Origin of the sequence: Neoroseomonas lacus (assembly GCF_014644535.1) — a bacterium.
GTDB lineage: Bacteria > Pseudomonadota > Alphaproteobacteria > Acetobacterales > Acetobacteraceae > Neoroseomonas > Neoroseomonas lacus.
Genome location: NZ_BMKW01000008.1, coordinates 342,620 through 365,964 on the forward strand (window position 1 = coordinate 342,620; position 23,345 = coordinate 365,964).

The following is a 23,345-nucleotide window of genomic DNA, read 5'->3' on the forward strand; positions in this document are numbered from 1 at the left end:
CGGTCCGCCGGCGGGATCAGGCGCCGTCCGGCGGCCGCGGCGGCGGGCCGAGCAGCAGTGCGCGCATCCGATCCGGCCCGATCGCCCGCCAAACCTGGCGGAAGCCGCAGAACGGGATCAACGCGACGAAGAAGCTCAGCGCCGTGAAAGCCAGTCCCACGACACCGCCGCCGCCGATGATGGGCACGCTGGCCGCCAGCGCTTCGCCATGGATCATCCCCGCGATCAGGTGTTCCAGCACATGGATGGCGATGAACAGCACGGCGAGCAGGAAGGCCTCGATGACGATCGGATAGATCAGCGGGTGCGGCTTGATGCGCGAGCCGAGGCGGAGATCCTCGGCGATCAGCATCACCTTGGCGAGTACCAGGGCATTCACCAGCGCCCAGCCATGCGGGGCGAAGCCGATGCTGCGCGCGCGCAGCGCGATGTCCTCATGGATCGTGAAGACCCCGAGGAGAATATAGAGGTAGAGGAAGGCGATGAGGTAGCGGCGGGCGAGGTCTGCCGCGGCGTGCTTCACCCGCTCCCGTCGCGTTGGCCCGGCGTGGCCGGGCGTTACGCTGCCGGTCTCGTATCGGTCGTCCTGCATCGCTCCCGCTCCAGTTGCTTCGCCCCGGGCGGTCGTCAGCATACATGTGACGGCCTGCGCCGCTATCCTGGCGCCTCACCCCGCCAGAGACGGCAACCCTCGTCCCAGCCGCTCCAGGATCGCCGCTCCCAACGGATGCGCCTCCACGCAGGGACGCCGCCCATGCACCGCCCCGATCCCCGCCCGCTTCGCGAAGAATGGCTTCCCATAAACAGCGAAATGCTCCGCCGTGCGCGGCATCATCATGAAGGTCGCTATCGGCAGCACCGACCGGTGCAGCGACTCGGCGGCCTCCTCGTCGCCCGCCTCCATGAACGCCCACACCCGCGCCTGCACATCGGCCACATCCGGCGCCGGGATCATCCCCGCGCAGCCAATGCGGTGCGTGTCCGTCAACTCGAGCCCCGCCAGCCCGTTGAAGATCGCGAAGGCCCCCTCGGTCTCCTCGATCAGCCGTTGCACATACAGGATCGGCCCTTCGCCCTTCATCATGCGGAAATGCGGATGCGCTCGGTTCAATACCCGCAGCGCCGAGGCCGACAGCGCCACATCCATCATCGAGGGATTGTTCTGCGGGCCGCAGGGGATCGACACCCCCTCGGCCAGCGCGCCCATGAAGCGCACCAGCGCCGCCTCGTTCAGCCCCGCGATCTGCGGCGGCTGCAACACCAGCCAAGCGGCGCCGGCGGCCTCGGCCGCGCGCGCCACCTCCAGCGCGGCGGCGACGCCCGCTTCATTCACCGTCACCGCCACCGGCAGCCGGCCGGCGACATCCTCCAGCACCCAGTCGATGATGGTCCGCCGTTCCACCAGCGTCAGCTTGTGGAACTCCGTCACCAGGCCGAGCACGGCGATGCCATGCGCCCCGCCGCGGATGCAGGCCTCGACCTGCGCGCGCATCGCCGCGCGGTCGAGCCGTTCGTGCTCGTCGAAGAAGGCATACAGGATCGGCCAGACGCCACGGAACGCCACGGCGCTCACTCCCGCCAGGGATGCAGCGCCCACAGCGCCTCGTAGCGCGTGCGCAGCGCCACCAACTCGGTGCGATACGCCTCGGGGCCGAGGAAGCGCAGCGGCAGGTTCTGCGTGCGCGCCAGGGCCTGGAAGTCGCTGTCATCGACGGTGCGCCGCACTGACAGCGCCAGGCGCTCCATCACCTCCGGCGCCATGCCGGCCGGGGCGGCCATGCCGCGCATCGAGCCCTCGACGACATTGACACCCATTTCCCTGAGCGTCGGCACCGCCGCGGCGGGCTCCCAGCGCGTCTCGCCCATCTGCGCCAGGGGGCGGATCACGCCCTGCTGCCATTCGTTGATGCCCTCAGCCATGTTCATGACCGCGAGCGGGATCGCGCGCGACATCAGGTTCTGCTTCACCTGCGCCGAGCCGGCGAAGGGGATGTGCAGGAAGCTCGTATTGGTCGCCCGCTCGATGGCGAGGATCGCCAGGTGGTCATCAGAACCGATCCCGGTGGTGCCATAGCCGATGGTGCCCGGCTGTGCCCGCGCAGCGGCGAGCAGGGACTGGAAGTCGCGATAGGGGCTGTCGTTCATCACCCACAATCCGCCCGGATCGTCGACGATATTCGCGATCAGCGCGAAGTCATCGAGCTTGAAGCGCGCCCGCCGTTCAATCGGCACGGTTACGATCGAGGGTGTGTTGATGAAGCCGATCGTGTAGCCATCCGGCCGCGCCCGGGCGAGTTCGCTGAAGCCGATCTCGCCGCCCGCGCCCGGGCGGTTCAGCACCACCACGGGCTGGCCGAGGTCCTTTTCCATGAAACGCGCGATGGTGCGCGCCGCGGTGTCGGTGCCGCCGCCAGCGGCATAGGCGACGATCATGGTGATCTGCCGGTCCGGCCGCCAGGTGGCGCCCTGGGCTCGGGCAATGGCGGGCATGGCGAGCGCTGTGGTGAGCATGCCGCGACGGGTCGAACGCATTGCTGTCGTTTCCTCGGGACAATTATTGCCGATACGATGCACGGCGTCGTGGTCGCGGCAAAGGGGTTACGCGTCGCTATTGCGCAGCCGGCAACAGTGTAGCGCGCGAGGCGGGCATTCAGCCGTCACCGGCGCGGGCGCAATTGCGCGGCGGACACCGGCATCGCGCCGGTTGCTGAGGAGAACCCCCATGACCATCCGCCATCGCCGCACCCTCATCGACGGCGTCGAGATCTTCCACCGCGAGGCCGGCGACCCCTCGAACCCCACCGTGCTGCTGCTGCACGGCTTCCCGACCTCGTCGCACATGTATCGCGACCTGATGCCCCGCCTCGCCGACCGCTGGCACGTCGTCGCCCCCGACCTGCCCGGCTTCGGCTTCTCGGCCGCCCCGGCGCGCGACGTCTTCGCTTACAGCTTCGAGGCGATCACCCAGCTCATCGAACGCTTCACCGAGACACTGGGCCTCTCGCGCTTTGCCGTCATGGTGTTCGACTACGGCGCGCCGGTCGGCTTCCGCCTGGCGCTGCGTCACCCGGAACGCATCACCGCTATCATCACCCAGAACGGCAATGCCTATGAGGAAGGGCTCAGCGAAGGCTGGAACCCCATCCAGGCCTATTGGCAGGTGCCGAGCGCGGCCAATCGCGACGCCCTGCGCGGCTTCCTCGCCCCCGAGACGACACGCTGGCAATACGCCCATGGCGTGCATGACGAGAGCCTGCTCGCCCCCGAGGCCTGGACGCTCGACCAGGCATTGCTCGACCGGCCCGGGATTGCCGAGATCCAGCTCGACCTGTTCCTCGACTACCAGTCCAACGTCGCGCTCTACCCCGAGATCCAGCGCTACCTGCGAGCCCATCAGCCGCCGCTGCTGGCCGTCTGGGGCCGCAACGACCCGTTCTTCCTGCCGGCCGGGGCCGAGGCCTTCCGTCGCGACATCCCCGAAGCCGAGGTGCATCTGCTCGATGCCGGTCATTTCGCGCTGGAGACGCGTGGGGTGGAGATCGCCGCGCTGGTGCGCGCCTTTCTCGGCCGGGTGACCACGCCATGACCGCGCGAGGGCTTGTTCGTCGCGTGGCGGCATGGATGTTCCGCGCCGTCGCCTTGCTGGTCGGCGCACAGCCCGCTTTGGCCCAGGTCCGCCAGGGCGAGGGCGTCCTGCCGCTCAGCCTCGCCATCGAAGCCGCGCAGGAGGCAATCCACCATTGCGAGGCCCAGGGCTGGCGCGTCTCGGTCTCGGTGGTCGATACCGCGGGGGTGCTGCGCCTGCAGGCACGGGGCGACAACAGCACCATCCACACCGAGCAGAGCAGCTTCCGCAAAGCTTATACGGTGGTGACGCTGGGGCCGATCTTCCGCTTCGACACCAGCGGGGAATTCGCTGCCTTGGCCGCGCGCAGCCCGGCGGGGCCGGCGCTGACCTCGCTGTCCAACATCCTGCCCCTGGCTGGGGGGGTGGCGATCCGCCGGGGCGGCGAGATCATCGCAGCGATCGGCGTCGGCGGTGCGCCGGGCGGCGAACGGGATGAGGCCTGCGCGCGCGCCGGTCTGGCCCGCATAGCCGATCGGGTCGGTCCGTGAAGGTGTGATCTGGATCGTTGCGACGTCCAATTGAACGGCGCAGCTTCCGGTCCGAGGTTCCCGACTTCGCCTACCGCCGATCCCGGGGTGGCAGGCACCGGACATGCGAAGGGCCGCCAGTCTCCTGGCGGCCCTGCTGCATACGTGACGTGCGCCAGCGTTCAGTCGGCGGCGAGCGCCATCCGGCCGCGGTTGAGGATGCCCATGACATGGTCCTCGGCCGCGTCGACGACCTTCTCCGTCTGCCCCGGCGTGTAAACATGCCCGGCACCCGGCATCACCCGATAGTCGATGGTGATGCCCTTCTGGGTGTTCAGCTTGTCGACGAGCTTCCGCACCGACGGTTCCGGCACGAGTTCGTCATCCGCGCCATGGAAGATCAGCCCGTTGCAGGGGCAGGGGGCGAGGAAGCCGAAATCGTAATGCGAGGCCGGCGCGCTGATCGAAATGAAGCCGCCCATTTCCGGCCGCCGCATCAGCACCTGCATGCCGACATAGGCGCCAAAGGAATAGCCGGCGACCCACAGCATCGACGCGTTCGGGTTGACGGCCTGGAGGAAATCCAGCCCCGAGCACGCGTCCGACACCTCGCCGATGCCGCCGTCATAGCGACCCTGGCTGCGGCCCACGCCGCGGTAATTGAAGCGGAGCACCGAGAAGCCCATCGCCTGGAAGCGCTGGTACAGCGAATAGCTGACCCGGTTGTTCATCGTCCCGCCATGCAGCGGGTGCGGGTGGAGAATCAGGGCAACCGGGGCATTGGGGCGCTTCGAGTGGTGGTATCGTCCTTCGAGCCGGCCATCCGGCCCAGCGAACATGACCTCGGGCATCGTGCGTACAGTCCAATGCGCTTTGCCGCAGGCGAGGCCAACCACGCCCGCCCCGTTGGGGCCTGGGCTCGGTTTGGCGGCGACCTGCCGCAGTGTGGGGAACCTCGCCTGACTGGCGAAGGGGGGCACGCCAAGCCATGGACAGCTCTGAACCGCCGGCATTGTTGACTGCCGCGGTCGGAAAACATAGCGTCGATCCGCTCCGTGGCCCGCCTTACGGCGAACCTGAAAAATCAACGGTCTGGGAGCATTCCATGGTGCCCTGGGGGAGGTTCCCGTTTCCCAGGGCCGAAACACTATATGTGAACGACACCTCGATCGCATAACAGAATCACGACAGCGCCCCTATGTGTGAAGAACGGATCAGGGTTGCGAGGAGAGCGGAGTAGGCCATGCGCTTGTCCACCCGCGGTCGCTACGCCGTTATGGCGCTGGTTGAAATGGCCGCCCGCGAGGGCCGCGCCGAAGGTTGCGTGAACGGCCGGCCTGTCACGCTCAACGACATTGCCGCCGCCCAGCAGCTCTCGGTCGCCTATCTCGAACAATTGTTCGGCCGGCTGCGCCGCGCCGGGCTGGTCGCCTCGGCGCGGGGGCCGGGCGGGGGCTATCGCCTGGCCCGCCCGGCCAAAGCCATCCCGATCGCCGAGATCGTCGAGGCCGCCGACGAGCCCATCGTCGCCACACGCTGCGAGGAAGGCGGTCCGGGCTGCCTCGGCGGCGGCACGCGCTGCCTGACCCACGACCTCTGGGCCGAACTGGGCGACCAGATCCGCCTTTTCCTCGGCGCCATGACCCTCGCCGATGTGGTCGATGGCCACGTCATCGGCCGCGCCCGACCGCCCGCCGGCCCCGAGGCGGCCATCACCCCCGCGCCATGACGACCGGCCTCTCCCTCGACGCCAACGCGACCGAGCCGCTGCGGCCGGAAGCCCGCGCCGCCGTGCTCGCCGCGCTCGATCTGCCCGGCAACCCGTCCTCGGTCCATGCCGAGGGCCGCGCGGCGAGGCGGCTGCTCGAAGATGCGCGCGGCGCGATCGCCGCCCGATTCGGCGGCAGGGCGCAGGATGTCGTCTTCACCGCCGGCGGCACCGAGGCCAATGCCTTGGCGCTGCACGGTCTTTCCGCCGGCCGGCGCGTCCTGGTCGGTGCCACCGAGCACCCTGCCGTGCTGCGGGCCGCACCCGGGGCGACGCTGCTGCCGGTGCGCGCCGATGGCACCATCGACCTCGCGGCTCTTGACGCCGCGCTGGCCGCGGCCGGTCCCGCGCTGGTCTGCCTGATGGCGGCGAACAATGAGACCGGCGTGCTGCATCCCATCGCCGATGCGGCCGGCCTGTGCGGCAGGTACGGCGCCCTGCTGCATGTCGATGCGGTCCAGGCCGCCGGCCGCGCGCCGCTGCCGGCTGGCGCCGACAGCCTGGCGCTCTCCGCCCACAAGCTCGGCGGCCCCAAGGGGGCCGGCGCCCTGCTGTTGCGTCCGGGGCTCGACCCCACGCCGCTGATCGCCGGCGGCGGGCAGGAACGCGGCCGCCGCGGCGGCACCGAACCACTGCCCGCCATCGCCGGCTTCGCCGCCGCCGCCCGCGCCGCGACCGACCAGGCCGCCGCCCGCCTCGCCCCGATCCGCGACGCCATCGAGGCCGCCATCGCCGCCCTCGCGCCGGAAGCCCGCTTTCCGGGGCAGGGCGCGCCGCGCCTGCCCAATACCAGCGCCATCCTGCTGCCGGGCGTCCCGGCCGAGACCCAGGTGATCGCGCTCGACCTCGCCGGGGTGCGCGTGTCGGCCGGGGCGGCCTGTTCGTCGGGAAAGGTCGGGGCCTCGCATGTGCTCGCTGCGATGGGCCTCGGGGGCGATGCGGCCTGCACCATTCGCATGTCGCTGCCGTGGAACGCGCCGGAGGATTCGGTTGAGCGGTTTGTCGCTGCCTGGGCGGCCATGCGGGAGCAGGTGACGCGGCGGGCGGCCTGAAGCGGTCAGGGGGCGAGGGAACTCGCCCCCCGACACCCCCCACTCCTTTTTTTGACTGTTGGGGGCGGAAATGCGCGTGCCGCGCATGGCCTTCAGGATGAAAGCGGGCCTCCCGCCGGGCGCGCATTGGCCCCATCTTGCAATCATGAGCGCCACGCCGAACCGCCCCATCTATCTCGACTGCCACGCCACCACGCCGGTCGACCCGCGCGTCCTCGCCGCCATGCGGCCCTGGTGGGAGGAGAATTTCGCCAATCCCGGCTCCGTCGAGCACGCCATGGGCCGCGACGCCGAGGAAGCCGTCGAGCAGGCCCGCCGCCACATCGCCGAACTGATCGGCGCCGATGCGAAGGAAATTATCCTCACCTCCGGCGCCACCGAGGCGAACAACCTCGCCATCAAGGGGGCCGCCCGCTTCGCCGCGAGCCAGGGCAGCGAGCGCCGCCGCATCGTCACCGTTGCGACCGAGCACAAATGCGTCCTCGAAAGCGTCAAGGCGCTGGCTGAGGAAGGCTTCGAGCCGGTCGTGCTGCCGGTCGATGCCAACGGCCTGCTTGACCTCGACACCCTGCGCGCGGCGGTGGACGAGACGGTGCTGCTGGTCTCCGTCATGGCGGTGAACAACGAGATCGGCGTGATCCAGGACCTCGCCGCCATCGGCGCCATCGCCAAGCAGGCCGGCGCGCTGTTCCACACCGATGCGGCCCAGGCGGCCGGGCGCATCCCCCTCGATGTGGGCGAGATCCAGGCCGACCTGATGTCGCTCTCGGCCCACAAGATCTATGGGCCGAAGGGAATCGGCGCACTCTATGTCCGGCGCCGGCCGCGGGTGCGCCTCACCCCGCTGCTCTCTGGCGGCGGGCAGGAACGCGGGCTGCGCTCGGGCACGCTGCCGGCACCGTTGGTGGTGGGTTTCGGGGAGGCGGCGCGCATCGCCGCCATCGAGGGCATGCTCGATGCCGGTCGCATCGGCGGGCAGCGGGACCGCTTCCTCGCCGCGTTGCAGGCGGCGGTGCCGGGGCTTGCGCTGAACGCGCCGGACGCGCCGCGCGTGACCGGCAACCTCAACATCGCCTTCCCCGGCGGCGTCTCCGCGCAGGCCATCATGGCGGCGGCGCCGTCGGTCTGCGTGTCGACCGGCTCGGCCTGTTCCTCGGCCGAGATCGAGCCTTCCTACGTGCTGAACGCGATTGGGCTGGACCCGGCCCGGGCGCGTGCGACCTTGCGGATTGGCATCGGACGCTTTACCTCGCCGGCCGATGTGGACCGTGCCGCCGCGATGCTCGCGGAAGGGTGGCAACGGGCAATGTCCGACACAAGCAGGGCGGCGGAGTAAGTAATGCCGAAGATGGTCTTCGTTCAGCGCGACGGGACGCGCAAGGAAGTGGATGCGCCGCTCGGGCTCTCCGTGTTGGAGATCGCGCATCGCCACGGCGTCGATATCGAGGGCGCCTGCGAGGGCTCGCTCGCCTGTTCGACCTGCCATGTCATTGTCGACGCCGCCTGGTTTGCCAAGCTCGCCAAGCCGACCGAGGATGAGGAAGACATGCTCGACCTCGCCTTCGACCTGCAGGAGACCTCGCGCCTCGGCTGCCAGTTGATCATGACCGATGCGCTGGACGGGCTGGTCGTGAAGCTGCCCTCCGGCAGCCGCAACGCGGGCGGCTGAACCGATGACCATGCCGCGCTGGGAGACGGATTTCGGCGCCGAGGGCGGCCTGTTCCGCCGGCTGCGCGCGGCCGCCGCCGAGGCGTGGTCCGGCTACACCTGGCATCCCTTCGTGCAGCGCCTGTCCGATGGCGCGCTGCCTCTGCCGGCCTTTCGCACCTATCTGATCCAGGACTACCTGTTCCTGATCCACTTCGCCCGCGCCAAGGCCTTCGCGGTGGTCAAGGGCGAGAGCCTGCAGGCGATGCGCGACAAGGCCGCGGCGGTGCTCGCCATCCTCGACGAGACGAAGCTGCACCTGAAGTATTGCGCCGAATGGGGCCTCGACGAAGCCGCCGTGATCGCGACGCCGGAAAGTGCCGAGACGGTCTCCTACACCCGCTGGGTGCTCGACCGGGGCCTGTTCGGCGACATCCTCGACCTTGAAGTGGCGCTCGCCCCCTGCACCGTGGGTTATGGGGAGGTGGCCTTGCGCATCCTCGCCGACCCGGCGCGGCAGGTGGAGGGCAACGCCTACCAGTCCTGGATCGATACCTACGCGGCCGAGGAATACCAGGCGATGGCGCGCGCCGCCGCGCTGCGGATCGACGCGCTCGGCGTCTCGCACGGTGGTGAGGCGCGCTTCGCCCGCCTGGCGGCGGATTTCGCCGAGGCCGCGCGGCTCGAGCAGCGCTTTTGGCAGCAGGGGCTCGACGCGGCGCGTGGGGACAATACCGTCCATGGCTAGAATCCTCGTGGCCATGTCGGGGGGCGTCGATTCCTCCGTCGTCGCCGGCCTGCTGGCCGAGGAGGGCCACGACGTCGTCGGCGCCACGCTGCAGCTCTATGACCATGGCGCCGCGATCCAGAAGAAGGGCGCGTGCTGCGCCGGCCAGGACATCCATGACGCGCGCGATGTCGCCGACCGGCTCGGCATCCCGCATTACGTGCTGGACCGCGAGCAGGTGTTTCGCCGCGAGGTGATCGGCGACTTCGCCGACACCTACGCCCGCGGCGAGACCCCGGTGCCCTGCATCCGCTGCAACCAGACGGTGAAGTTCCGCGACCTGGTGGCGCTGGCTCATGACCTCGGCTGCGATGCCCTGGCCACCGGCCATTACGCGCGCCGTGTCGATGGCCCGCATGGTGCCGAATTGCACCGCGCCGCCGACCCGGCGCGCGACCAGTCCTATTTCCTCGCGGCCACGACGCGCGAGCAGCTTGCCTTCGCCCGCTTCCCGCTTGGTGGCTATCCCGACAAGGCGGCGGTGCGCGTGGTCGCCGCGCGGCTGGGCCTTGCCGTTGCCGACAAGCCGGACAGCCAGGACATCTGCTTCGTCCCCGAAGGGCGCTACGATTCGCTGGTGACGAAGCTGCGCCCCGATGCCGCCGCGCCGGGCGAGCTGGTCCATGCCGATGGCCGCGTGCTCGGCGCGCATGACGGCATTGCCCGCTACACGGTCGGGCAGGGCAGGGGCCTCGGTGCCGCTTCCTGGGATGGCGATGAGCGGCTTTACGTTGCCGGGGTGGAAGCAGGGCGCCGGCGTATCGTGCTCGCCCCCCGTGGCGCGCTGGAGACCACGGAAGCCACGGTCGGCGAGGTGAATTGGCTGATCGATCCGCCGGTCGCGCCAATCCGCTGTTCGGTGAAGCTGCGCGCGCGGGAAGTGCCGCGGGCGGCGACGGTCTCCTGGGATGCCGGGACCGGGTTGGCGCGGGTGCTACTGGAGGCGCCGGGAATTGTGGCTCCCGGCCAAGCCTGCGTGATGTATGATAGGGAGCGCGTTCTCGGCGGCGGCTTCCTGCGGGCCGCCGGGGCGGTTGACAGCACGCGGAGCGCGGCCTAATTCGCGCCCCTCTCTGGATGGCGGCGTAGCTCAGCTGGTTAGAGCACGGCACTCATAATGCCGGGGTCGGCGGTTCAAGTCCGCCCGCCGCTACCATCGCAATCAATTGAAATCGTTAAGCTATTCGACGCATCGCCTGCGCGTGGTGCTGCTTCGCCTTTCGCCTGACCGGACATTGACCGGACGCGGAGCCTGAAAAGGTCAGTTCGGAACGATTTCGTATCGGATCGGAGCGCGTAGCTCGCGGAACGACAGGCGGTGCGATCATTCGCATGATTATGCATGCAGAAAGCGCGTAGGACGGGCGCAGACGGCGTTTCGGGGTTCGGCGGCTGGGAACATGCCAGAGGCGCGCTAGGCGGCTCTGGCGTGCGCTGGCGGCGGCTGTGGCGCTCGGCGGATGGGGGCACACACTGGCGAGCCTCGAAAGGCGCTGGCGAAGCTCTGAACGGCTTTCGCATGCTATTGCATATAATGGTCGGACGGGCGCGGGGCTGGCGGGGGGCGGCCGGTGGGTCGCAGGCGGGTTGCAGGCGGGGCAGCTGCGGCGGCACTGGTGAGGCGAGCGGCCGGTTCCAGGGTCACGCCGGGCGCCGAGGGCTGGGGTGGCGGGCGGCCCCCTCTTTTCCCGCCGGTTCCGGACCCGCTGGCGGGCTTCTGGCGAGGCTGGGCGGGCTCGTGGGGCTGGCGGGGGTCTGGCGGCTCTCGGGGGCGGCGCTGGGCCGGCTGGCAGGTCGCTGGTGGGGCTTCTGCGGCTCAGCGGCAGTGGCGCGGCGGCCTGGGAAAGCGGGGTCGGCAGTCCGTCAACTCTGTCGCCAACAAAGGATGGGCAGCACGGCGTTCTCCATGCGTTGCGCCACCTCGCGCAAGTCAGCCCGCTCGTGCGAAGCGCGCTTCTCGACGCGGATACCATTCTCCAGCAGGAACGCCTCAACAACCTGCCCTCGGATGGCATAGTTCATCGTCTGCGGTATCGTACCTGTCTCGCGAACAGTTACGTCGTCCCTTAGTCGAGCCACGGCGACACCAATGAGGAAACCAGCCTCATCGAGCACCGGACCGCCGCTGTTGCCTGGCTGCATGGCAGCATTAAGCTGGAAGTGAAGCGGATCGTTGCCCGTACCAACAAGCGAAGTGATGATGCCGTTCGTCAGGTTGAGGCTGGTGGAAACCGTCCCGTAGTGGGGAAAGCCGAACAGGCTCACACTCTCGCCTAGATCGACTGTCTGATCCCGCCGGAACTGCACGATGTTCGAGTAGGTTCGCGCTACGCGAAGCACCGCAAGATCGCGTCGAACGTCACTCTGAACGACCGCAACCTCCGTGCCATCTGGCAGCGAGACGCGCCGGCATCCCGCCACGACGTGGTGATTGGTTAGTAGGGTTCCCTCCCGGGCGACTACAAAAGCTGTGCCGGAACCTGTGATGCGTGGTTCGCCGGGTGGAGGGGGCACCTGCCCGCCTGCCACCGTCGGTGGAGGTGGTGAGGTTGGTCGCATTAGTCGCCCGACGATTGGCCCCAAGATCGGCGCATCGTAAGGCGCTTCGATGACTGAGTGTCCTGTCGCGGAGAACTCAGCGCTGATGGCGACTATGAGCCGCCGCATATCGGGAAATCCATCCGCGAAGGCCACGAGAAACCCTCGCCACTCCCCGCCAACTCGGTCCAACCGAGCATACTGGGTTGCGCCGTCGCGCCTTAGCATCGAGATCACCTGCCGATGGTCTCGATCGAGACGATATGTGACGTGGGAATTGTGAACCGTCTGCGATAGCAGTTCCCTGACCGCCGTCACTGGACCAGCTACGCGAAGCGCCGTGAATGAGATGCCGATGCGACGGCTCTCAAACTCAGTCGCGAACATGAAGCCCGGCACAGGTTCATCTCGACGGTTTGGCCGGACAAGTGCTGCGGGAAAACCGAACCAGCCCCCTGTATGGGGGTCGCGCCACATCGTCCAATCGACCTCGCTCCGAGCTCGGATGGCCGTGGCGAAGAGCTGCGTCAATTCTGCAATGTTGAATGTTGGCGACTGCCTAAGGCCGGCGGCCTCGCGCCAGCGGCGGACGGCTTCGGTCGTCATCGGCCCCCATAAGCCGTCCTTCAAAGCGTCAAAGGAGCCATTCCAGATCAGTGCATCTTGAACCATCTGGACTTCGGTCCGCGACATAAAGCGCGGATCGACCTCTTGCGCGCCAGGGCCGCGCGCTACCAAAGCACCGATGACCAGAAGTCCCAGCGCATTGACAAATGTACGAAGGAGAAACCCGCCCATATCGCAGATGATGACTGTGGGAGAATTTGTCGGCTAGAAAAAATTATCGAACTAGCCGCGGTAGGCCCCGTATCACCTGCCGCATGCGCCGCGCACAGGCGAGACCGAGGCGAGTATGCGCGGGAGTGGCAGCAACATCGCCTGTGAGTGCGGCTCGGGCGTGCGTCGCGGCAGTCCGTATCCTGGGAGGACGAGACTGCCGGATACCCGGCAGCCTCGCCTTCATCCGGGATCAGGCGTAACGGCGGATCAGCTCGTGCAATTCATCAGCCTCTGCGCCGTCCACAAGCACGCCACGATCATCGAGAACAAGGTAGGTGAGGAAGGTGGCGCCAATGGACCACCACACATCACCCCGCGTTTTGCGCAGCCGGTAGCCCGCGAGTTTGCAAACGCGGCGGGCCTTATCCTCACAGGCCCGAAGTTCATTGGGCATGGGCACCTCCATTTTGGTTGAGCGCTGTCGCCGTCGCTTGGCCGCTGGAGGTCCTGGCGCTGCACCCTGACCGCTACGGGTTCTCGTGGTTGGCTCTGACCGAATGGGCGCTGTGATGCGTCGGTGCGACAAACACATCATAGTGCGCCAGCCACCGTCCGGCAACGAGGGGTCCGGTCGCCCGAGATCGCGCGGCCTTCGGGGCGGCGCGGTGGCCCTCTGGCTGGGGCAGGGTCGATCGCAGTGGCGACGCTCAGCAGTCCCTGATCGCCTACTAAGTCGGGTCCAGCGTGCCGGGCCGGGGCGGCCAGCGCTCTTTCGCGGCCCGAAATGCGGCTTCCAGTCTCGCGATATGCGGTTCCCCGAGCGCGCCGCCGAAAATGTCACGAACGCCGAGCAATAAGCCGATGGTCATGTTGGTAGCCGTCGCCGCCGTGTGGCATGCCTCGGCAACCGAAGGTTCGGGGAACTGGACCAGTTCCCTGGTGCCCGACTGCTGAAGGCGGATGTGGCGCCCGAGGGATGCGAGCGTCGCGTGCGCGCTGTCGTCCGAAAGTTGGCTGTAGATCGCTAGGGACGCGGCCGCATAGGTGTCGTCCGCAAGCGCCTTCTGGCGGATGTAGGCGTTCTTCGGTTTCTGTTGCTTCAGGTCTGCGGCGAACGCCTGAAGGCGATCCAACTGGTCCGGGTCGAGCACGTCCGCGCCCCGCTCCAGGAGGATGCCCGCGCGGACGATGCGGCTCTTCGCGAAGTCGTTCTCAAGCACCGACATCGTCATGTCCGGGCGGGCGTGGATGCTCCCCACCATAAACAAGTTCTCCACGAGGCACCGCGTGATCGTCCGAGCCTCAACGATCTGCTCTGTCTTCAGCAGCAAATCGATCGCTTCGAGATTTCCGATCGAGCGAGCGATCAGCCCGAAGGCGGCCTGCTTCGGGACCGGGAATGCGTTCAGGTCCGTGCCGCCTATTGCCTCCATCATGCCGACGCAAGCGGCGTGAGCCTCGGGCAACAGGCTCAGGTATGCACGGAGCCGCTCTACCTCGGCAGGGTCAACAGGCGGCGGATGCGGGTCAGACGGCATTGCGCGACGATACCCGGTCAGGCTCCATGCGGGAACGCATACAGGGGGCGGTAGTGGAACTCGGGAAGGCGCTGGTCGGGCTCATCAGCAAGGCCAATGGGTGGCATGCCGCCGGCCTCACCGTGACCGTGGGCGTGCTGCTGGTGATGCATGTGAGCGGGACCTGGGCACCGACCGGCGATGCGCTGGCGCTGGCCTACGCTGCCGCCACGGCTGCCGGCCTCGCGCTGGGTTCTGTCTTCAACTGGATCGCCACGGACGGCATTGCAGCGGCGCGACGCTGGCGGAAGCGGAGGGCCGACACCAAGGCGCTGTTGGCGCACCTCGGTCTTATCGAGCCGGCCGAGAAGGCGATCCTCGGCGCATACCTGCGCACCGGGCTTCAGCGGCATCCCGTGGCGATGGCAGACCCGCGCATCACAGCCCTGGTCGCGCACGGCCTCTTGGTCCCGCAGGATGGCACCTATCATCGCGTCCCCGATGCAGTGTGGGAGGCGCTGAAGCTTCGCGCGGCAGACTTCCCCGCCGGCAGCATCCCGCCGCCTACCGGGCGGGAGTGGATGCTTCGCTGAGGCGTGCCGGCACCGCAGCCGCGCCAGGTATGTGGGATGACATAGGGGCGCGTCAGCCCTGCGCGGCGGCCCGCTAGGCTCTGTCTCAGGTCACGCATGCCGCCCGGCGGCGGCGCTGTTGCAACGGCGATACAACGGGCATGGTGTCGTTTCCCTTGGGAGAAAACCATGAGGCGAGGCGCTACCCTTCTCATTGTCTCGATGCTGCTCGCCGCGTGCTCAACCGGCGGCGAGCGCACTCTCCCGATGCCGGCCGCGGATGCGCCGATCCCGGACGGCATGGCGCGGATTACGGTCGCAAGGGCAAGTTCTATGCTCTACCTCGGCGTTTCGGCTCAGGTAATGGTCAATGACCAGCGCGCCGGCTCGCTCTGGCGTGGAGAGCGAACCTTCGCGGATGTCCCTGCGGGACCCGCCACGGTGGCAGTGTCCGGGTCTTCGGTTCCTGGCCGCTGGGTGACACGACTTCCTACACTGGCCGGCGGCCGATACGAGATCGAGGTCGCGCCTCGCGGTGCCCTGTTCGCGCCCGCGCTGATGCTTGGTTATCTCGGTACTGCGCTCGACGCTGCTGCGAATGTGGAGCAAGGCGGCGCCTTCGCTCTCGCCATCGTCTCGGCCGCACCTCCCATCGGAACGCCCGCTCCCGCCGCGTCACCCACCCCGATCGCTGCAACGGCGGGCGACCGTGACGAGCGACTGGCCGAGTTGCGGCGCCTCCGCAGTCGCGGGCTCATCACCGACGATGTGTATCGAGAAGAACAACGTCGTGTGCTGGCACCCATGACAGGGATACCGGCACCGCGTTAGGCCCCACCGACCAGTCCCGCCGCGTCCACCTAGCGGCGGATGCGGGCCTGCACCTCGGTGTCACGGGGGGCGCTGCCTTGCGGTGGTGTGGGCCGGCTGGGGCACAGTGCTCCAAGGCGGAACTATCTCATCTGTCGCGGAGCGATCATAACGCAAAACAGCATACCCCCCGCGATGGGCATCTCCTTGGAGAAGTCGCAGAGCCGAGCGACCGCACGTGTGCCTCCGCGACCGCCCGGGGGAATTTGAATGATATCGCCAGGCCGGCAGTTGCGAGCGACTTCTTGGATCTGAGCATCACTGTCGTCTGAAAGCATGGGGGCTGACCCGCGTTGACAGAATGCAGACTGCGCTTGCGCTTGCGGCGTTATAAGCACGACGGATGCAACACTGATTGCACCGAATAGGAGCCCTCGAACAATCATCGCCTCATCCTCTCAAGCGGAAGTATTAGCCTCCAACGTCGTGTCTTTGCTTGCAAGCCTAAGAGCCTGCCTCGCCAGCCAAGTGGGCGGCGAATATCGCCGTGATACGGTGCCGCAGATCGTCGTCTACCGCGTCATGTTTGTCGGCTAGCGTTATGATGAGATCGATCTGCTGCGCGGACCCTCTTCGTTGCGCGTGGACGCGGGCGATTTCCTCATCCGATAGGAAGTTCGGAAGCACAGCGTACGGGTCGATGCGGCGTTGCTCGGCTGCTTGCATCAGGAGCCCATAGTGGGAACGCGCAGACACTCTACGCCTAGCCGCGTCGCACTCTCTGTAATTCTCCAACATAGGCAAGCGCGAGATCTCAACATGCCGAATGAGCCACTGATTGAACTCGGCAGCGGCTCGTTCGTAGCTGGCAAGGAGGGCTACCAGATCGACTTTCGTGTGTGTCCTCGCGTAAGCGATGGCGCCGCTCGTCCAGCGCTTAGGATCGATATAGTCTTCGGCGGCGAGCATGATCGAAACGGCCGTGCCAGAGGCGTCATACCGAATTGACCACGATGGCTCCAAGAGCCGCGCGTGCGACGCGACGTTTCTCAGTGCGATGACAAAATCGTGCTGCTCCTTGTCGAGTGACCTCGCCAATTCCGCCGCGTACTCCCTGGTGATGTCGGTGCCGGCCTTCGCCATGTTCGTTCGCATCACGCGGGACATGTCCACTAGCGTGCTCGCTGCGACTGCGACGCGATGTAGGCATTTCTTGGCCTCCCATTCCTCGCGTTCCAGCATGGCTCGACCCGCCGGACGAAAGGTTTCTGGCCGAGGCAGAACGTGCCCAAGTCGTGCCGCAACGGCGATGAAGTCCGCCACCTCCTCGCGAAGAAGCCTGGCTGCCGCGCGGAGGTCGGCGAGCCCCTGTTGGACCGCATAGCCTGGGTGCTTCCTCATCAGATAGTCGAGCGCTCGAAAGTCTCCGAAGTGCGCCTGCACGACCGCGTCAATGCTCCATGGAGCCTCGCCTAGGAGTGCAGAGACAGCATCAGCTTCAATGGACATTCAATGCGTGCTTCCCCGTTTGCCAAAATGTTCGAGGTGATAGACCTTACTATGTCTCCGGTGTGATCCGAGGCGGCACTTTATGCACGATCAAGCGGTCTCAGCACTACTTGCCTACGATCAGTCAGTCTAACGACACTGGCCGGTGCTCGCTACTGGTGCCGGCTAATATTTGCCGTCAATGGATGAGGGCCTGTCTCCCGCAGCCGACAATGCCTCGAAGCCGGGCCGCGGGTCAGGTATTTGACAGGCATCTAACGGTTTGGTGTAAACACGTCGGAACAACATTCTACCGTGAGGCTGATGATGGCTGGCATTATAGGCGCCGTTTACGATCCTCCGCGCAGCGGGCTTCCTTATCTCGCGGTTGCTCTTGCATCAGATGGCGAAGTGTTAGCGTCACGGGCGGCACCAAACGGCGAAGCCGCTGAGGCGTTCCTCGCGATGATTTTCGCGGAGTTTGCGGCGGCGCGCGGTCTTACAGTCGTAAAGAAGTAGACGAGCCCCCGCCTCATGGACGCAGGGGTGTAGGGTGGCGACCGCGCCACCCCTCCACCCAAGCGTTCGGACGGCCAGTCAGCGGTCCCCGGCCGGTCCGGTGTGTAGCACTGGCACTGGCCGTAGATGGCCATCATCGTGGCGACCATGGACCTGTCCAGCACCGTCATCGGGGTCTTCCGTCAATTCAAGCTGCCGTATGCCATCGGCTTCGGCTTAGCCGTGCTCGCTGCGGGGCAGGCGCGGGAGCACGACCTTTGGACACCCTCACGAAGTAACAGCTTCCTCGCGGGCCTTGTGCTGATCGCAGCCGGCGGTGCGGCGGGTTATTGCCTCGACCGGCTGCTCACCTCGGGCTTGGAGAAGTGGCGACAGCGCGGCGGCAGCTGACGCTGATCCCGGTGTGGGGCATCGCCAGCATCATTCCGGCAGGTCGGCCGGGGTGCGGCGGTGCGGCCTCGGGCATTGCGTCAGCGTATCCGGCCGGGCCTCATGCGGAAACGCATACTTCCGCTGACCGAGGATCGACATGGAGTGGAACGACATAACTACCTACGGAGTGTGGGCCTATGAACAAGTTTGGCGCTGCGCTGAGAGCTTCTTCGACTGGGGGGGTTGGGCAGCCTTCGGGAAATGGCTGAAAGACTGGCAAACGCTCGTCAGTGGTGTGGCGGCCGTGCTTGCAGCGGGTTGCAGCGTGTACTTCTTGTCTAAGCAAATACGGCAAGCTGATTGGCACGAGCGAGCTCGGCAGCGCCGCCGGTTCGCAGCCGCGCGAGCAATCCTGCCGCTCACCCTTAGCCAAGCCTGCGACTATGCCGAAATGGCTATTCGTGAACTGGCCCCGCTTGTGCCTGCGGCGCGCATGGCACCGGTTCCTGTGAATTTCTCGCGACCCGAGCCACCTCCGGAGCTGGTAGCGAGTTTGGAGCGAATGATCGAGGCAACCGACGATCCAGCGCTGATCGTTGTGCTGTCGGAGATCATCATCGAGATGCAGGTCGTTGCAGCCAATATTCGGCAGCTGGTGACTGTCGGTCGAGCACGGACGACAGACGCCCAAAACATCCAAGCTTATATGGCCCGTGCAGCCACGATTTATGCCCGCGCCGAGCATTTGTTCCCTTACGCCCGGGGCGAGCACGCGACTGTCGGGAAGCTTGATCTCCCTGCTTTGACTACGAAAGCACTGAAGATCATGTCTGTGAGCCCGCATGACTATGAGGTCGCCTACACGCTGGCAGCCAATGCGAAAACTTAAGGGAGACGCGCGGATGCAGCGGCCTCTCGATGTGTGGGATGCGGGCTCGTTTGACCCACCGCTGATGGCCTTGCTGCGGGATGGCGCCGACTTGATCCAGTCGTATTTCGAGACGGACCACCGGCTTTTCCTGCACGAGCGTCGCCACGGCGGCGATCTCCGCTACAAAAAACCCTCGAACCCCCACGCCGCGGCTTTCATCGCTTTCTGGGAGCGCCTAGGTGACGAAATAGGCGACCGCACTATCCGCGCCTTTCACTACACGCGATTGACCGATGGCGAGGTCAAATCGATAACACGCGACGGCATCCACCTATCGTCGCCGGCATCGCTGCGTAGGCGCTTGGAGGATCGCATCGCCGAAGGACTGCTGACGCGCGAACACGCAGACAGCCTGCTTGCGGCGAGCCCCTTTGCCGGCGACCAGCTGGAGCTTCGCACGGATCGGTTCTGGATGATCTCGCATCCGACGATCATCTCGAATTCGGGCGTAGCGCCACTGATGGCGCATTGGGGTGGGGAGGTCACTCACTTCTGGATGGAGGACGCGGAACTGCTGGCGCGACTTAGCGTGATCGGGAAGCCGCGCGTCATTGAGGTGGCCGTTCCACTAGGTCAGACCCGACACAAGCGTAGTGCCGCCACGGCCGTAATCGCTGCTTTCGGACGATCCATCGGATGCATTCCTGAGAAGGGCGACTTTGATTTGTATGTCGCTGCCGCGCTTCCTCCCGACGCCATTTTGGCGATCCATACCGAGGGTGAGCCGACGTTTGCGGAGATGGGCCAAAAGTACCCGCCTGGTTTTGTCGATGTCGGTATCGGCCGCTGGAAGGAACTCACCGGGGAGGATGACTAATCGGCACGTAAGCGGCTCATGGCCGTGGCCCCTGCACCTCGGCGCGCAGGGCGGACAACGCCCGCACGACGCGCTGCCGCAACTCGATCAGCCCGATCGCAGCGCGGATGTAGGACATCCTTCCGGTGAAGGCGGCGGGCAGCACCGCGACCAGCAGCTTGTCCAATCTGGCAGCGTCAAGCTGCGCTTCTTCCATCCGCAGCGCGACCGAGGGCGAGGCATGCGTGCGGGCTGACCGGATGGCTTCATGGGCGCCTTGCCGTGAGGCATAGCCAAGGTGCTCGGCGATCGCGGCCAAGGACCAGCCCGCGCCGCGCAGTCGCACTGCCTCGGCCTGCCGAATGCGGGCGCGGAGGTGAACCGGATGGCTGCTGCCGAAGGGCAACCCTCCGGGCCGGCGACGGCGCGGCGCGTCGGTCATGCCAGCGCTTCCGATGCAGCGTGGTCGCGGGCGGCGCTGGTCCCGACCTTCCGGCGCTGCGCGGCCGCCATCGCCTCCATCTCGGCATACATGGCGGCGTCGTTCGCAAGGCGCTGCTGCTCGGTCACGGCGACCTGTTCCGCGTGCTGGGCGGCAGCGCGCCGTTCCGCATCGCTGCCAGCGGCAGCACGGGCGGCATCGAGTAGCTGACGGAGGCCGGCGCCCCGTTCGCTGACAAGGCTTTCCTCGGGCTGGATCATGCCGGTGAGGGTGCCGACTTGCAGCACGGTCGCGGCCCGTAGCAACGACCCCGGCAACCGGACGCGGAGCAGCGGCTCGATGACGTGTACGGCGCCCACGGCGTCCCCGATCGCGACCGCCTGCGCGATGATGCCCGCGACATGCTCGACCGCATCCTGGAACTTTACATCAAGCGCCTGAAGCTGCTCATCGACCCACAGCAACAGACCCTCGCGGCCCGGCTCGGTCAGCGGCGCCAAGGCGGCGCGCTTCTCGGCCACGATTGCCTCCAGGCCAGCGACGATCCGTTCCGTGCGCTGGACTTCCCGTTCGGCGGCTTCGAGGCGCCGGGGTGCGGCCTCCGCGCAATCCGTGACGCGGCCCGCATATGCGAGCACTTCCGCCGCTTCCTCACGGGAGAGCACTGCGCGCGCCGCCGCGACCTCCTGGCGCACGACGGGCAGCCGCGGGACGGCGTGGGCATGGGGCGCCTCGGCGTCAGCCAGCGCGGCGAGCGCGCTTCGGATGCTGGTGGCCCAGCCGGGCTCAGCCGGCCGCGCTGCGGACTTCCCCGCGCCGGACGCGGCGGCGGTGCGCGCGGTGGGCGGTGCGTTCGGTGCGCTGCGCCGACTGGTGGTGGTCGATCGCCGCGCCGGGGCTGACGGCGTGGTGGTGGTCGGCGTGGTGGTCCTCGACATGCTCGGTCTCCTGTTCGACGGCGAGAAGGTCTGCCTCGCGTGGAAGTGCGAAGGCGGCGAAGGACTGGCCAACCGCGACGCGCCAGCCAGTGTCGGCATATTCGTCACGGCTGGCGCGGCGACGGCGGCGTGGCATCGGTCAGACCTGGGATTTCATGAGCGCGGCGCGCTCGCGGGCGGCTTCGATCAACCGCTCGCCCGGCGACAGCGTGCTCTTCGCGACCTGCGCCGACTGCACGCCCTGGTCCGGCGCGGCATTGGCGAGCATCTGCTTGCGAAGCTCGACGCAGCGCTGGACCAGCCGCGCACCGCCACCGCCACCGCCCTTCGCGATCGGTGCGGCCGGCACCGGATCGTACCGGCGCCCCTCGCTCGCCGCCTTCATCGCTTTCCCAATCTCGACGCAACGTTCGACCAACCGCTGCGGCGCGCGGCGCCATTCATTCACTGCCTCGGCCTTCGCGATGCGCTGTTCCAATGAACTCGTCATCGTCGTCTCCTGCTGATGATTGCGGTATCCGGATACCACAAACTCGACTACAATCGGAGACACGACGGGTCTCTCCTTCCTCGGTCGCGTCCAAAGCCCCGCCCGCCCCCGTGCCCGTAGCGCGAGGCGGGCGGGCACCCCCCTCCCTGCACACCATTGGATCGACACGCCGCCGGAACCGCCCGGCAGCGCTGCGCGGCGCAGCGGTGATTGCCGTCGATGCCGTCATCGTCGCGCGCCCATGTAGTCGCGCCAGGCCGCTTCGAGACGTTGTTGCCAGCCTGCACGGGGCCTGCGGGGTTGCCCCCACACCGCCAGCATGTGCGACAGCCACGGCTCGCCGAGACCGATCACGAACCGCACTTCATCAGGAGACGGCGGGCGACCATTGTCCCTTAGGGCGCGGTGGCGCCAGCGGTCCCAAGGCCCCCCCACAATTGCCGGATGGCCCCATGCCGGATTGGTCGAGGGGTCCGGCAGGGTAGCTAGCGCCTGTTCCCGATCCTCCGCGTCGGCTCGGTCAAGCGCGCGCAAACATTCACGCTCGGCCACAGCGAAGGCGTCGGCGTCGTCCTGGCGCCCGGCGACGGCAAGCTGTCGGGAGACCTCCAACAGCGCCTTGAGAGTGTCGCGCAGCCGGGCCGCATCGCGGCCAATCTGCACAGGGTCGGCGGCGTCGTGTCGGGGCGTATCCATCACGACAAGTGCCCCCGAAACGCGCAGTCGGAGCAGGACACGTTCTGGCCGACAAACCAGGGGGGGCAGGACACATTCTGTCCGACAACGGGTTTCGGCCGTGAAACCGGGGCATCGGCCCTTGGCCTGAAAAGTACGGATATCCGCGCTTTCGGCGGTTCCGATGGCAGAGGTTGTCGGACAAATTGTGTCGTCCTTGCAGTAACCATGCCCTGTGGGTTTTCGGCGACGCGGCCGGCCGCGGAAGGCGGGACGGGAGACGTCATGTCGGCGCCCGCCCCGCTGGGTGAGTGGCTGCGGCCGGCTGCACTGGCGAGGCGGGGTGGGCAGCGACAGGCCTCTGGCGGGCCGCCGCGCCTTTGCCGTTGGCGACGACGCCAGCCGCGGTGAAGGTCGCTGGCGCGCGACCTCGGGCTGGGATCGCTACGACGGCTTCCCCAACGGCCACGAGAGCCTCGGCGGCACGTCTGGCGGTTCGTTCGCTCAAGCCGAACTGGGCGGCGACTTCGGCGACGGTAAAGTGGAAGGGCCGCTGCAAGCCGCCGTCCTTTCTTCGATCGCGCCCAGCGATCCAGAACCAGACGGGAACTGCGGCATCGGCGAGGTCGCGCGCGAGGCGGCGAAGATCGTCTGCCCACGCGCGGAGGTAGCCCTGCCGGCTGCGGTCGCCGTGTTGCAACTCGAAGGCCTCGCCCTGGCGGCGCAGGGCAAGCCGATACTCGGCGGCGCGACCTTGTTTGCCATCACGGTCGGGCCGAACAGCTTCGCGCGCCCTTGAGAGCAGGCGGACGGTGTCAAGCAATCGAAGGGCGCGGGCCAAGGCCGGGCTCCCGACGCCGAGCGCGGTTCGCGTGGTGGACCAGGACAGCGGCAGCAATTTGTTCGGGACAAAGTTTGCGTGTGCAAGCAGCAGCAGGCGGCCCGAAACCGGGTGCTCGCGGCATAGAGCGATGGTGCGTCGCGCGCCGAGCCATGTGGTCGAAATGCTGGCGTACGGGCGCGCGGGCGATTTGCTACGTCCGTTCGCCAGCATCGGCGTCGGCTTGGCGCGGCGCGTGCGCGCAGCTTTCAATTTTGCCATCGGCCAGCGGCCGACGCTGGAACGA

General features: G+C 67.4%; 27 protein-coding genes and 1 tRNA gene. 15 read left to right on the forward strand and 13 right to left on the reverse strand.

Annotation, left to right across the window (positions count from 1 at the left end):
- Positions 1–16 precede the first annotated feature (16 nt).
- From IEY36_RS17625 to IEY36_RS17635, 3 genes are all read right to left on the reverse strand, one after another.
- Complete coding sequence (locus IEY36_RS17625; protein ID WP_188969019.1) at positions 17–592, reverse strand: hypothetical protein; 576 nt, start codon at positions 590–592, stop codon at positions 17–19.
- Between the two features lie 75 nt (positions 593–667).
- Complete coding sequence (locus tag IEY36_RS17630; RefSeq protein ID WP_188969021.1) at positions 668–1,564, reverse strand: dihydrodipicolinate synthase family protein; 897 nt, start codon at positions 1,562–1,564, stop codon at positions 668–670.
- Positions 1,565–1,569: 5 nt separating this feature from the next.
- Positions 1,570–2,532, reverse strand: coding sequence for a Bug family tripartite tricarboxylate transporter substrate binding protein (locus IEY36_RS17635; protein ID WP_188969023.1), 963 nt, complete (start codon positions 2,530–2,532; stop codon positions 1,570–1,572).
- A gap of 190 nt (positions 2,533–2,722) precedes the next feature.
- Here IEY36_RS17635 and IEY36_RS17640 point away from each other — a divergent pair, with 190 nt between their 5' ends.
- On the forward strand, positions 2,723–3,586 hold the full coding sequence (locus IEY36_RS17640; protein WP_188969025.1) for an alpha/beta fold hydrolase: 864 nt from the start codon (positions 2,723–2,725) through the stop codon (positions 3,584–3,586).
- Entirely contained in the window at positions 3,583–4,116 is a 534-nt protein-coding gene (locus tag IEY36_RS17645; protein ID WP_188969027.1) for a GlcG/HbpS family heme-binding protein, read from the forward strand. Before IEY36_RS17640 ends, IEY36_RS17645 begins: the two co-directional genes overlap by 4 nt.
- A gap of 161 nt (positions 4,117–4,277) precedes the next feature.
- Here IEY36_RS17645 and IEY36_RS17650 read toward each other — a convergent pair whose 3' ends face one another.
- Positions 4,278–4,946, reverse strand: coding sequence for an alpha/beta hydrolase (locus IEY36_RS17650; protein WP_188969029.1), 669 nt, complete (start codon positions 4,944–4,946; stop codon positions 4,278–4,280).
- Between the two features lie 392 nt (positions 4,947–5,338).
- On the opposite strand from IEY36_RS17650, the gene IEY36_RS17655 reads away from it, so the two are divergent.
- The 7 genes from IEY36_RS17655 to IEY36_RS17685 all read left to right on the forward strand — a co-directional run bounded on the left by IEY36_RS17655 (position 5,339) and on the right by IEY36_RS17685 (position 10,506).
- Positions 5,339–5,824 carry an Rrf2 family transcriptional regulator gene (locus IEY36_RS17655; RefSeq protein ID WP_188969031.1) on the forward strand — a complete coding sequence of 162 codons (486 nt, stop codon included), beginning with the start codon at positions 5,339–5,341 and terminating at the stop codon, positions 5,822–5,824.
- Positions 5,821–6,915 carry a cysteine desulfurase family protein gene (locus IEY36_RS17660; RefSeq protein WP_188969033.1) on the forward strand — a complete coding sequence of 365 codons (1,095 nt, stop codon included), beginning with the start codon at positions 5,821–5,823 and terminating at the stop codon, positions 6,913–6,915. The genes IEY36_RS17655 and IEY36_RS17660 overlap by 4 nt, the downstream gene beginning before the upstream one ends.
- 145 nt (positions 6,916–7,060) lie before the next feature.
- Positions 7,061–8,251 (forward strand): cysteine desulfurase family protein, encoded by a 1,191-nt coding sequence (locus IEY36_RS17665; RefSeq protein WP_188969035.1) that lies wholly within the window; start codon positions 7,061–7,063, stop codon positions 8,249–8,251.
- Positions 8,252–8,254: 3 nt separating this feature from the next.
- Complete coding sequence (locus IEY36_RS17670; protein WP_188969037.1) at positions 8,255–8,584, forward strand: ferredoxin family 2Fe-2S iron-sulfur cluster binding protein; 330 nt, start codon at positions 8,255–8,257, stop codon at positions 8,582–8,584.
- A gap of 4 nt (positions 8,585–8,588) precedes the next feature.
- Positions 8,589–9,311, forward strand: a complete 723-nt coding sequence (locus IEY36_RS17675; protein ID WP_308423185.1) for a TenA family protein — start codon at positions 8,589–8,591, stop codon at positions 9,309–9,311.
- On the forward strand, positions 9,304–10,410 hold the full coding sequence (mnmA, locus tag IEY36_RS17680) for a tRNA 2-thiouridine(34) synthase MnmA (RefSeq protein ID WP_188969039.1): 1,107 nt from the start codon (positions 9,304–9,306) through the stop codon (positions 10,408–10,410). The genes IEY36_RS17675 and mnmA overlap by 8 nt, the downstream gene beginning before the upstream one ends.
- A 19-nt stretch (positions 10,411–10,429) precedes the next feature.
- Positions 10,430–10,506: transfer RNA gene (locus IEY36_RS17685), tRNA-Met, on the forward strand.
- A 707-nt stretch (positions 10,507–11,213) separates the two neighbouring features.
- On the opposite strand, the gene IEY36_RS17690 is transcribed toward IEY36_RS17685, so the two are convergent.
- The 3 genes from IEY36_RS17690 to IEY36_RS17700 all read right to left on the reverse strand — a co-directional run bounded on the left by IEY36_RS17690 (position 11,214) and on the right by IEY36_RS17700 (position 14,206).
- Complete coding sequence (locus tag IEY36_RS17690; protein ID WP_188969041.1) at positions 11,214–12,686, reverse strand: S1 family peptidase; 1,473 nt, start codon at positions 12,684–12,686, stop codon at positions 11,214–11,216.
- A gap of 232 nt (positions 12,687–12,918) precedes the next feature.
- Complete coding sequence (locus tag IEY36_RS17695) at positions 12,919–13,122, reverse strand: hypothetical protein (RefSeq protein ID WP_188969043.1); 204 nt, start codon at positions 13,120–13,122, stop codon at positions 12,919–12,921.
- A gap of 274 nt (positions 13,123–13,396) precedes the next feature.
- Positions 13,397–14,206, reverse strand: coding sequence for a DUF5677 domain-containing protein (locus IEY36_RS17700; protein WP_188969045.1), 810 nt, complete (start codon positions 14,204–14,206; stop codon positions 13,397–13,399).
- 26 nt (positions 14,207–14,232) lie between these two features.
- On the opposite strand from IEY36_RS17700, the gene IEY36_RS17705 reads away from it, so the two are divergent.
- Together IEY36_RS17705 and IEY36_RS17710 are read left to right on the forward strand one after the other, a co-directional pair.
- Positions 14,233–14,778: a hypothetical protein gene (locus tag IEY36_RS17705; protein ID WP_188969047.1), complete on the forward strand. Its 546-nt coding sequence runs from the start codon at positions 14,233–14,235 to the stop codon at positions 14,776–14,778.
- Between the two features lie 168 nt (positions 14,779–14,946).
- Entirely contained in the window at positions 14,947–15,588 is a 642-nt protein-coding gene (locus IEY36_RS17710; protein WP_188969049.1) for a hypothetical protein, read from the forward strand.
- Between the two features lie 483 nt (positions 15,589–16,071).
- Here IEY36_RS17710 and IEY36_RS17715 read toward each other — a convergent pair whose 3' ends face one another.
- Positions 16,072–17,076: a hypothetical protein gene (locus IEY36_RS17715; RefSeq protein WP_188969051.1), complete on the reverse strand. Its 1,005-nt coding sequence runs from the start codon at positions 17,074–17,076 to the stop codon at positions 16,072–16,074.
- Positions 17,077–17,700: 624 nt separating this feature from the next.
- Here IEY36_RS17715 and IEY36_RS17720 point away from each other — a divergent pair.
- From IEY36_RS17720 to IEY36_RS17730, 3 genes are all read left to right on the forward strand, one after another.
- Positions 17,701–17,964 (forward strand): hypothetical protein, encoded by a 264-nt coding sequence (locus tag IEY36_RS17720; RefSeq protein WP_188969053.1) that lies wholly within the window; start codon positions 17,701–17,703, stop codon positions 17,962–17,964.
- Between the two features lie 139 nt (positions 17,965–18,103).
- Positions 18,104–18,835, forward strand: a complete 732-nt coding sequence (locus IEY36_RS17725) for a hypothetical protein (RefSeq protein ID WP_188969054.1) — start codon at positions 18,104–18,106, stop codon at positions 18,833–18,835.
- Positions 18,836–18,848: 13 nt separating this feature from the next.
- Complete coding sequence (locus tag IEY36_RS17730; protein ID WP_188969056.1) at positions 18,849–19,694, forward strand: hypothetical protein; 846 nt, start codon at positions 18,849–18,851, stop codon at positions 19,692–19,694.
- A gap of 16 nt (positions 19,695–19,710) precedes the next feature.
- On the opposite strand, the gene IEY36_RS17735 is transcribed toward IEY36_RS17730, so the two are convergent.
- The 5 genes from IEY36_RS17735 to IEY36_RS17755 all read right to left on the reverse strand — a co-directional run bounded on the left by IEY36_RS17735 (position 19,711) and on the right by IEY36_RS17755 (position 22,239).
- Positions 19,711–20,115 (reverse strand): hypothetical protein, encoded by a 405-nt coding sequence (locus tag IEY36_RS17735; protein ID WP_188969058.1) that lies wholly within the window; start codon positions 20,113–20,115, stop codon positions 19,711–19,713.
- Complete coding sequence (locus IEY36_RS17740) at positions 20,112–20,810, reverse strand: hypothetical protein (RefSeq protein WP_188969060.1); 699 nt, start codon at positions 20,808–20,810, stop codon at positions 20,112–20,114. Before IEY36_RS17740 ends, IEY36_RS17735 begins: the two co-directional genes overlap by 4 nt.
- Before the next feature lie 91 nt (positions 20,811–20,901).
- Positions 20,902–21,189 (reverse strand): hypothetical protein, encoded by a 288-nt coding sequence (locus IEY36_RS17745; RefSeq protein WP_188969062.1) that lies wholly within the window; start codon positions 21,187–21,189, stop codon positions 20,902–20,904.
- 3 nt (positions 21,190–21,192) lie between these two features.
- Positions 21,193–21,543 carry a hypothetical protein gene (locus tag IEY36_RS17750; RefSeq protein ID WP_188969064.1) on the reverse strand — a complete coding sequence of 117 codons (351 nt, stop codon included), beginning with the start codon at positions 21,541–21,543 and terminating at the stop codon, positions 21,193–21,195.
- A gap of 225 nt (positions 21,544–21,768) precedes the next feature.
- Entirely contained in the window at positions 21,769–22,239 is a 471-nt protein-coding gene (locus IEY36_RS17755) for a hypothetical protein (protein WP_188969066.1), read from the reverse strand.
- A 322-nt stretch (positions 22,240–22,561) separates the two neighbouring features.
- On the opposite strand from IEY36_RS17755, the gene IEY36_RS17760 reads away from it, so the two are divergent.
- On the forward strand, positions 22,562–23,017 hold the full coding sequence (locus IEY36_RS17760) for a hypothetical protein (protein ID WP_188969068.1): 456 nt from the start codon (positions 22,562–22,564) through the stop codon (positions 23,015–23,017).
- Positions 23,018–23,345: the final 328 nt, after the last annotated feature.

Coding starts and splice junctions, on each gene's coding strand:
- IEY36_RS17625 (WP_188969019.1), bottom strand. CDS start 592: ATGCAGGACGACCGATACGAGACCGGCAGCGTAACGCCCGGCCACGCC.
- IEY36_RS17635 (WP_188969023.1), bottom strand. CDS start 2,532: ATGCGTTCGACCCGTCGCGGCATGCTCACCACAGCGCTCGCCATGCCC.
- IEY36_RS17640 (WP_188969025.1), top strand. CDS start 2,723: ATGACCATCCGCCATCGCCGCACCCTCATCGACGGCGTCGAGATCTTC.
- IEY36_RS17645 (WP_188969027.1), top strand. CDS start 3,583: ATGACCGCGCGAGGGCTTGTTCGTCGCGTGGCGGCATGGATGTTCCGC.
- IEY36_RS17650 (WP_188969029.1), bottom strand. CDS start 4,946: ATGCCCGAGGTCATGTTCGCTGGGCCGGATGGCCGGCTCGAAGGACGA.
- IEY36_RS17655 (WP_188969031.1), top strand. CDS start 5,339: ATGCGCTTGTCCACCCGCGGTCGCTACGCCGTTATGGCGCTGGTTGAA.
- IEY36_RS17660 (WP_188969033.1), top strand. CDS start 5,821: ATGACGACCGGCCTCTCCCTCGACGCCAACGCGACCGAGCCGCTGCGG.
- IEY36_RS17665 (WP_188969035.1), top strand. CDS start 7,061: ATGAGCGCCACGCCGAACCGCCCCATCTATCTCGACTGCCACGCCACC.
- IEY36_RS17670 (WP_188969037.1), top strand. CDS start 8,255: ATGCCGAAGATGGTCTTCGTTCAGCGCGACGGGACGCGCAAGGAAGTG.
- IEY36_RS17675 (WP_308423185.1), top strand. CDS start 8,589: ATGACCATGCCGCGCTGGGAGACGGATTTCGGCGCCGAGGGCGGCCTG.
- mnmA (WP_188969039.1), top strand. CDS start 9,304: ATGGCTAGAATCCTCGTGGCCATGTCGGGGGGCGTCGATTCCTCCGTC.
- IEY36_RS17690 (WP_188969041.1), bottom strand. CDS start 12,686: ATGGGCGGGTTTCTCCTTCGTACATTTGTCAATGCGCTGGGACTTCTG.
- IEY36_RS17695 (WP_188969043.1), bottom strand. CDS start 13,122: ATGCCCAATGAACTTCGGGCCTGTGAGGATAAGGCCCGCCGCGTTTGC.
- IEY36_RS17700 (WP_188969045.1), bottom strand. CDS start 14,206: ATGCCGTCTGACCCGCATCCGCCGCCTGTTGACCCTGCCGAGGTAGAG.
- IEY36_RS17705 (WP_188969047.1), top strand. CDS start 14,233: ATGCGGGAACGCATACAGGGGGCGGTAGTGGAACTCGGGAAGGCGCTG.
- IEY36_RS17710 (WP_188969049.1), top strand. CDS start 14,947: ATGAGGCGAGGCGCTACCCTTCTCATTGTCTCGATGCTGCTCGCCGCG.
- IEY36_RS17715 (WP_188969051.1), bottom strand. CDS start 17,076: ATGTCCATTGAAGCTGATGCTGTCTCTGCACTCCTAGGCGAGGCTCCA.
- IEY36_RS17720 (WP_188969053.1), top strand. CDS start 17,701: ATGGCCATCATCGTGGCGACCATGGACCTGTCCAGCACCGTCATCGGG.
- IEY36_RS17725 (WP_188969054.1), top strand. CDS start 18,104: ATGGAGTGGAACGACATAACTACCTACGGAGTGTGGGCCTATGAACAA.
- IEY36_RS17730 (WP_188969056.1), top strand. CDS start 18,849: ATGCAGCGGCCTCTCGATGTGTGGGATGCGGGCTCGTTTGACCCACCG.
- IEY36_RS17735 (WP_188969058.1), bottom strand. CDS start 20,115: ATGACCGACGCGCCGCGCCGTCGCCGGCCCGGAGGGTTGCCCTTCGGC.
- IEY36_RS17745 (WP_188969062.1), bottom strand. CDS start 21,189: ATGCCACGCCGCCGTCGCCGCGCCAGCCGTGACGAATATGCCGACACT.
- IEY36_RS17750 (WP_188969064.1), bottom strand. CDS start 21,543: ATGACGAGTTCATTGGAACAGCGCATCGCGAAGGCCGAGGCAGTGAAT.
- IEY36_RS17755 (WP_188969066.1), bottom strand. CDS start 22,239: ATGGATACGCCCCGACACGACGCCGCCGACCCTGTGCAGATTGGCCGC.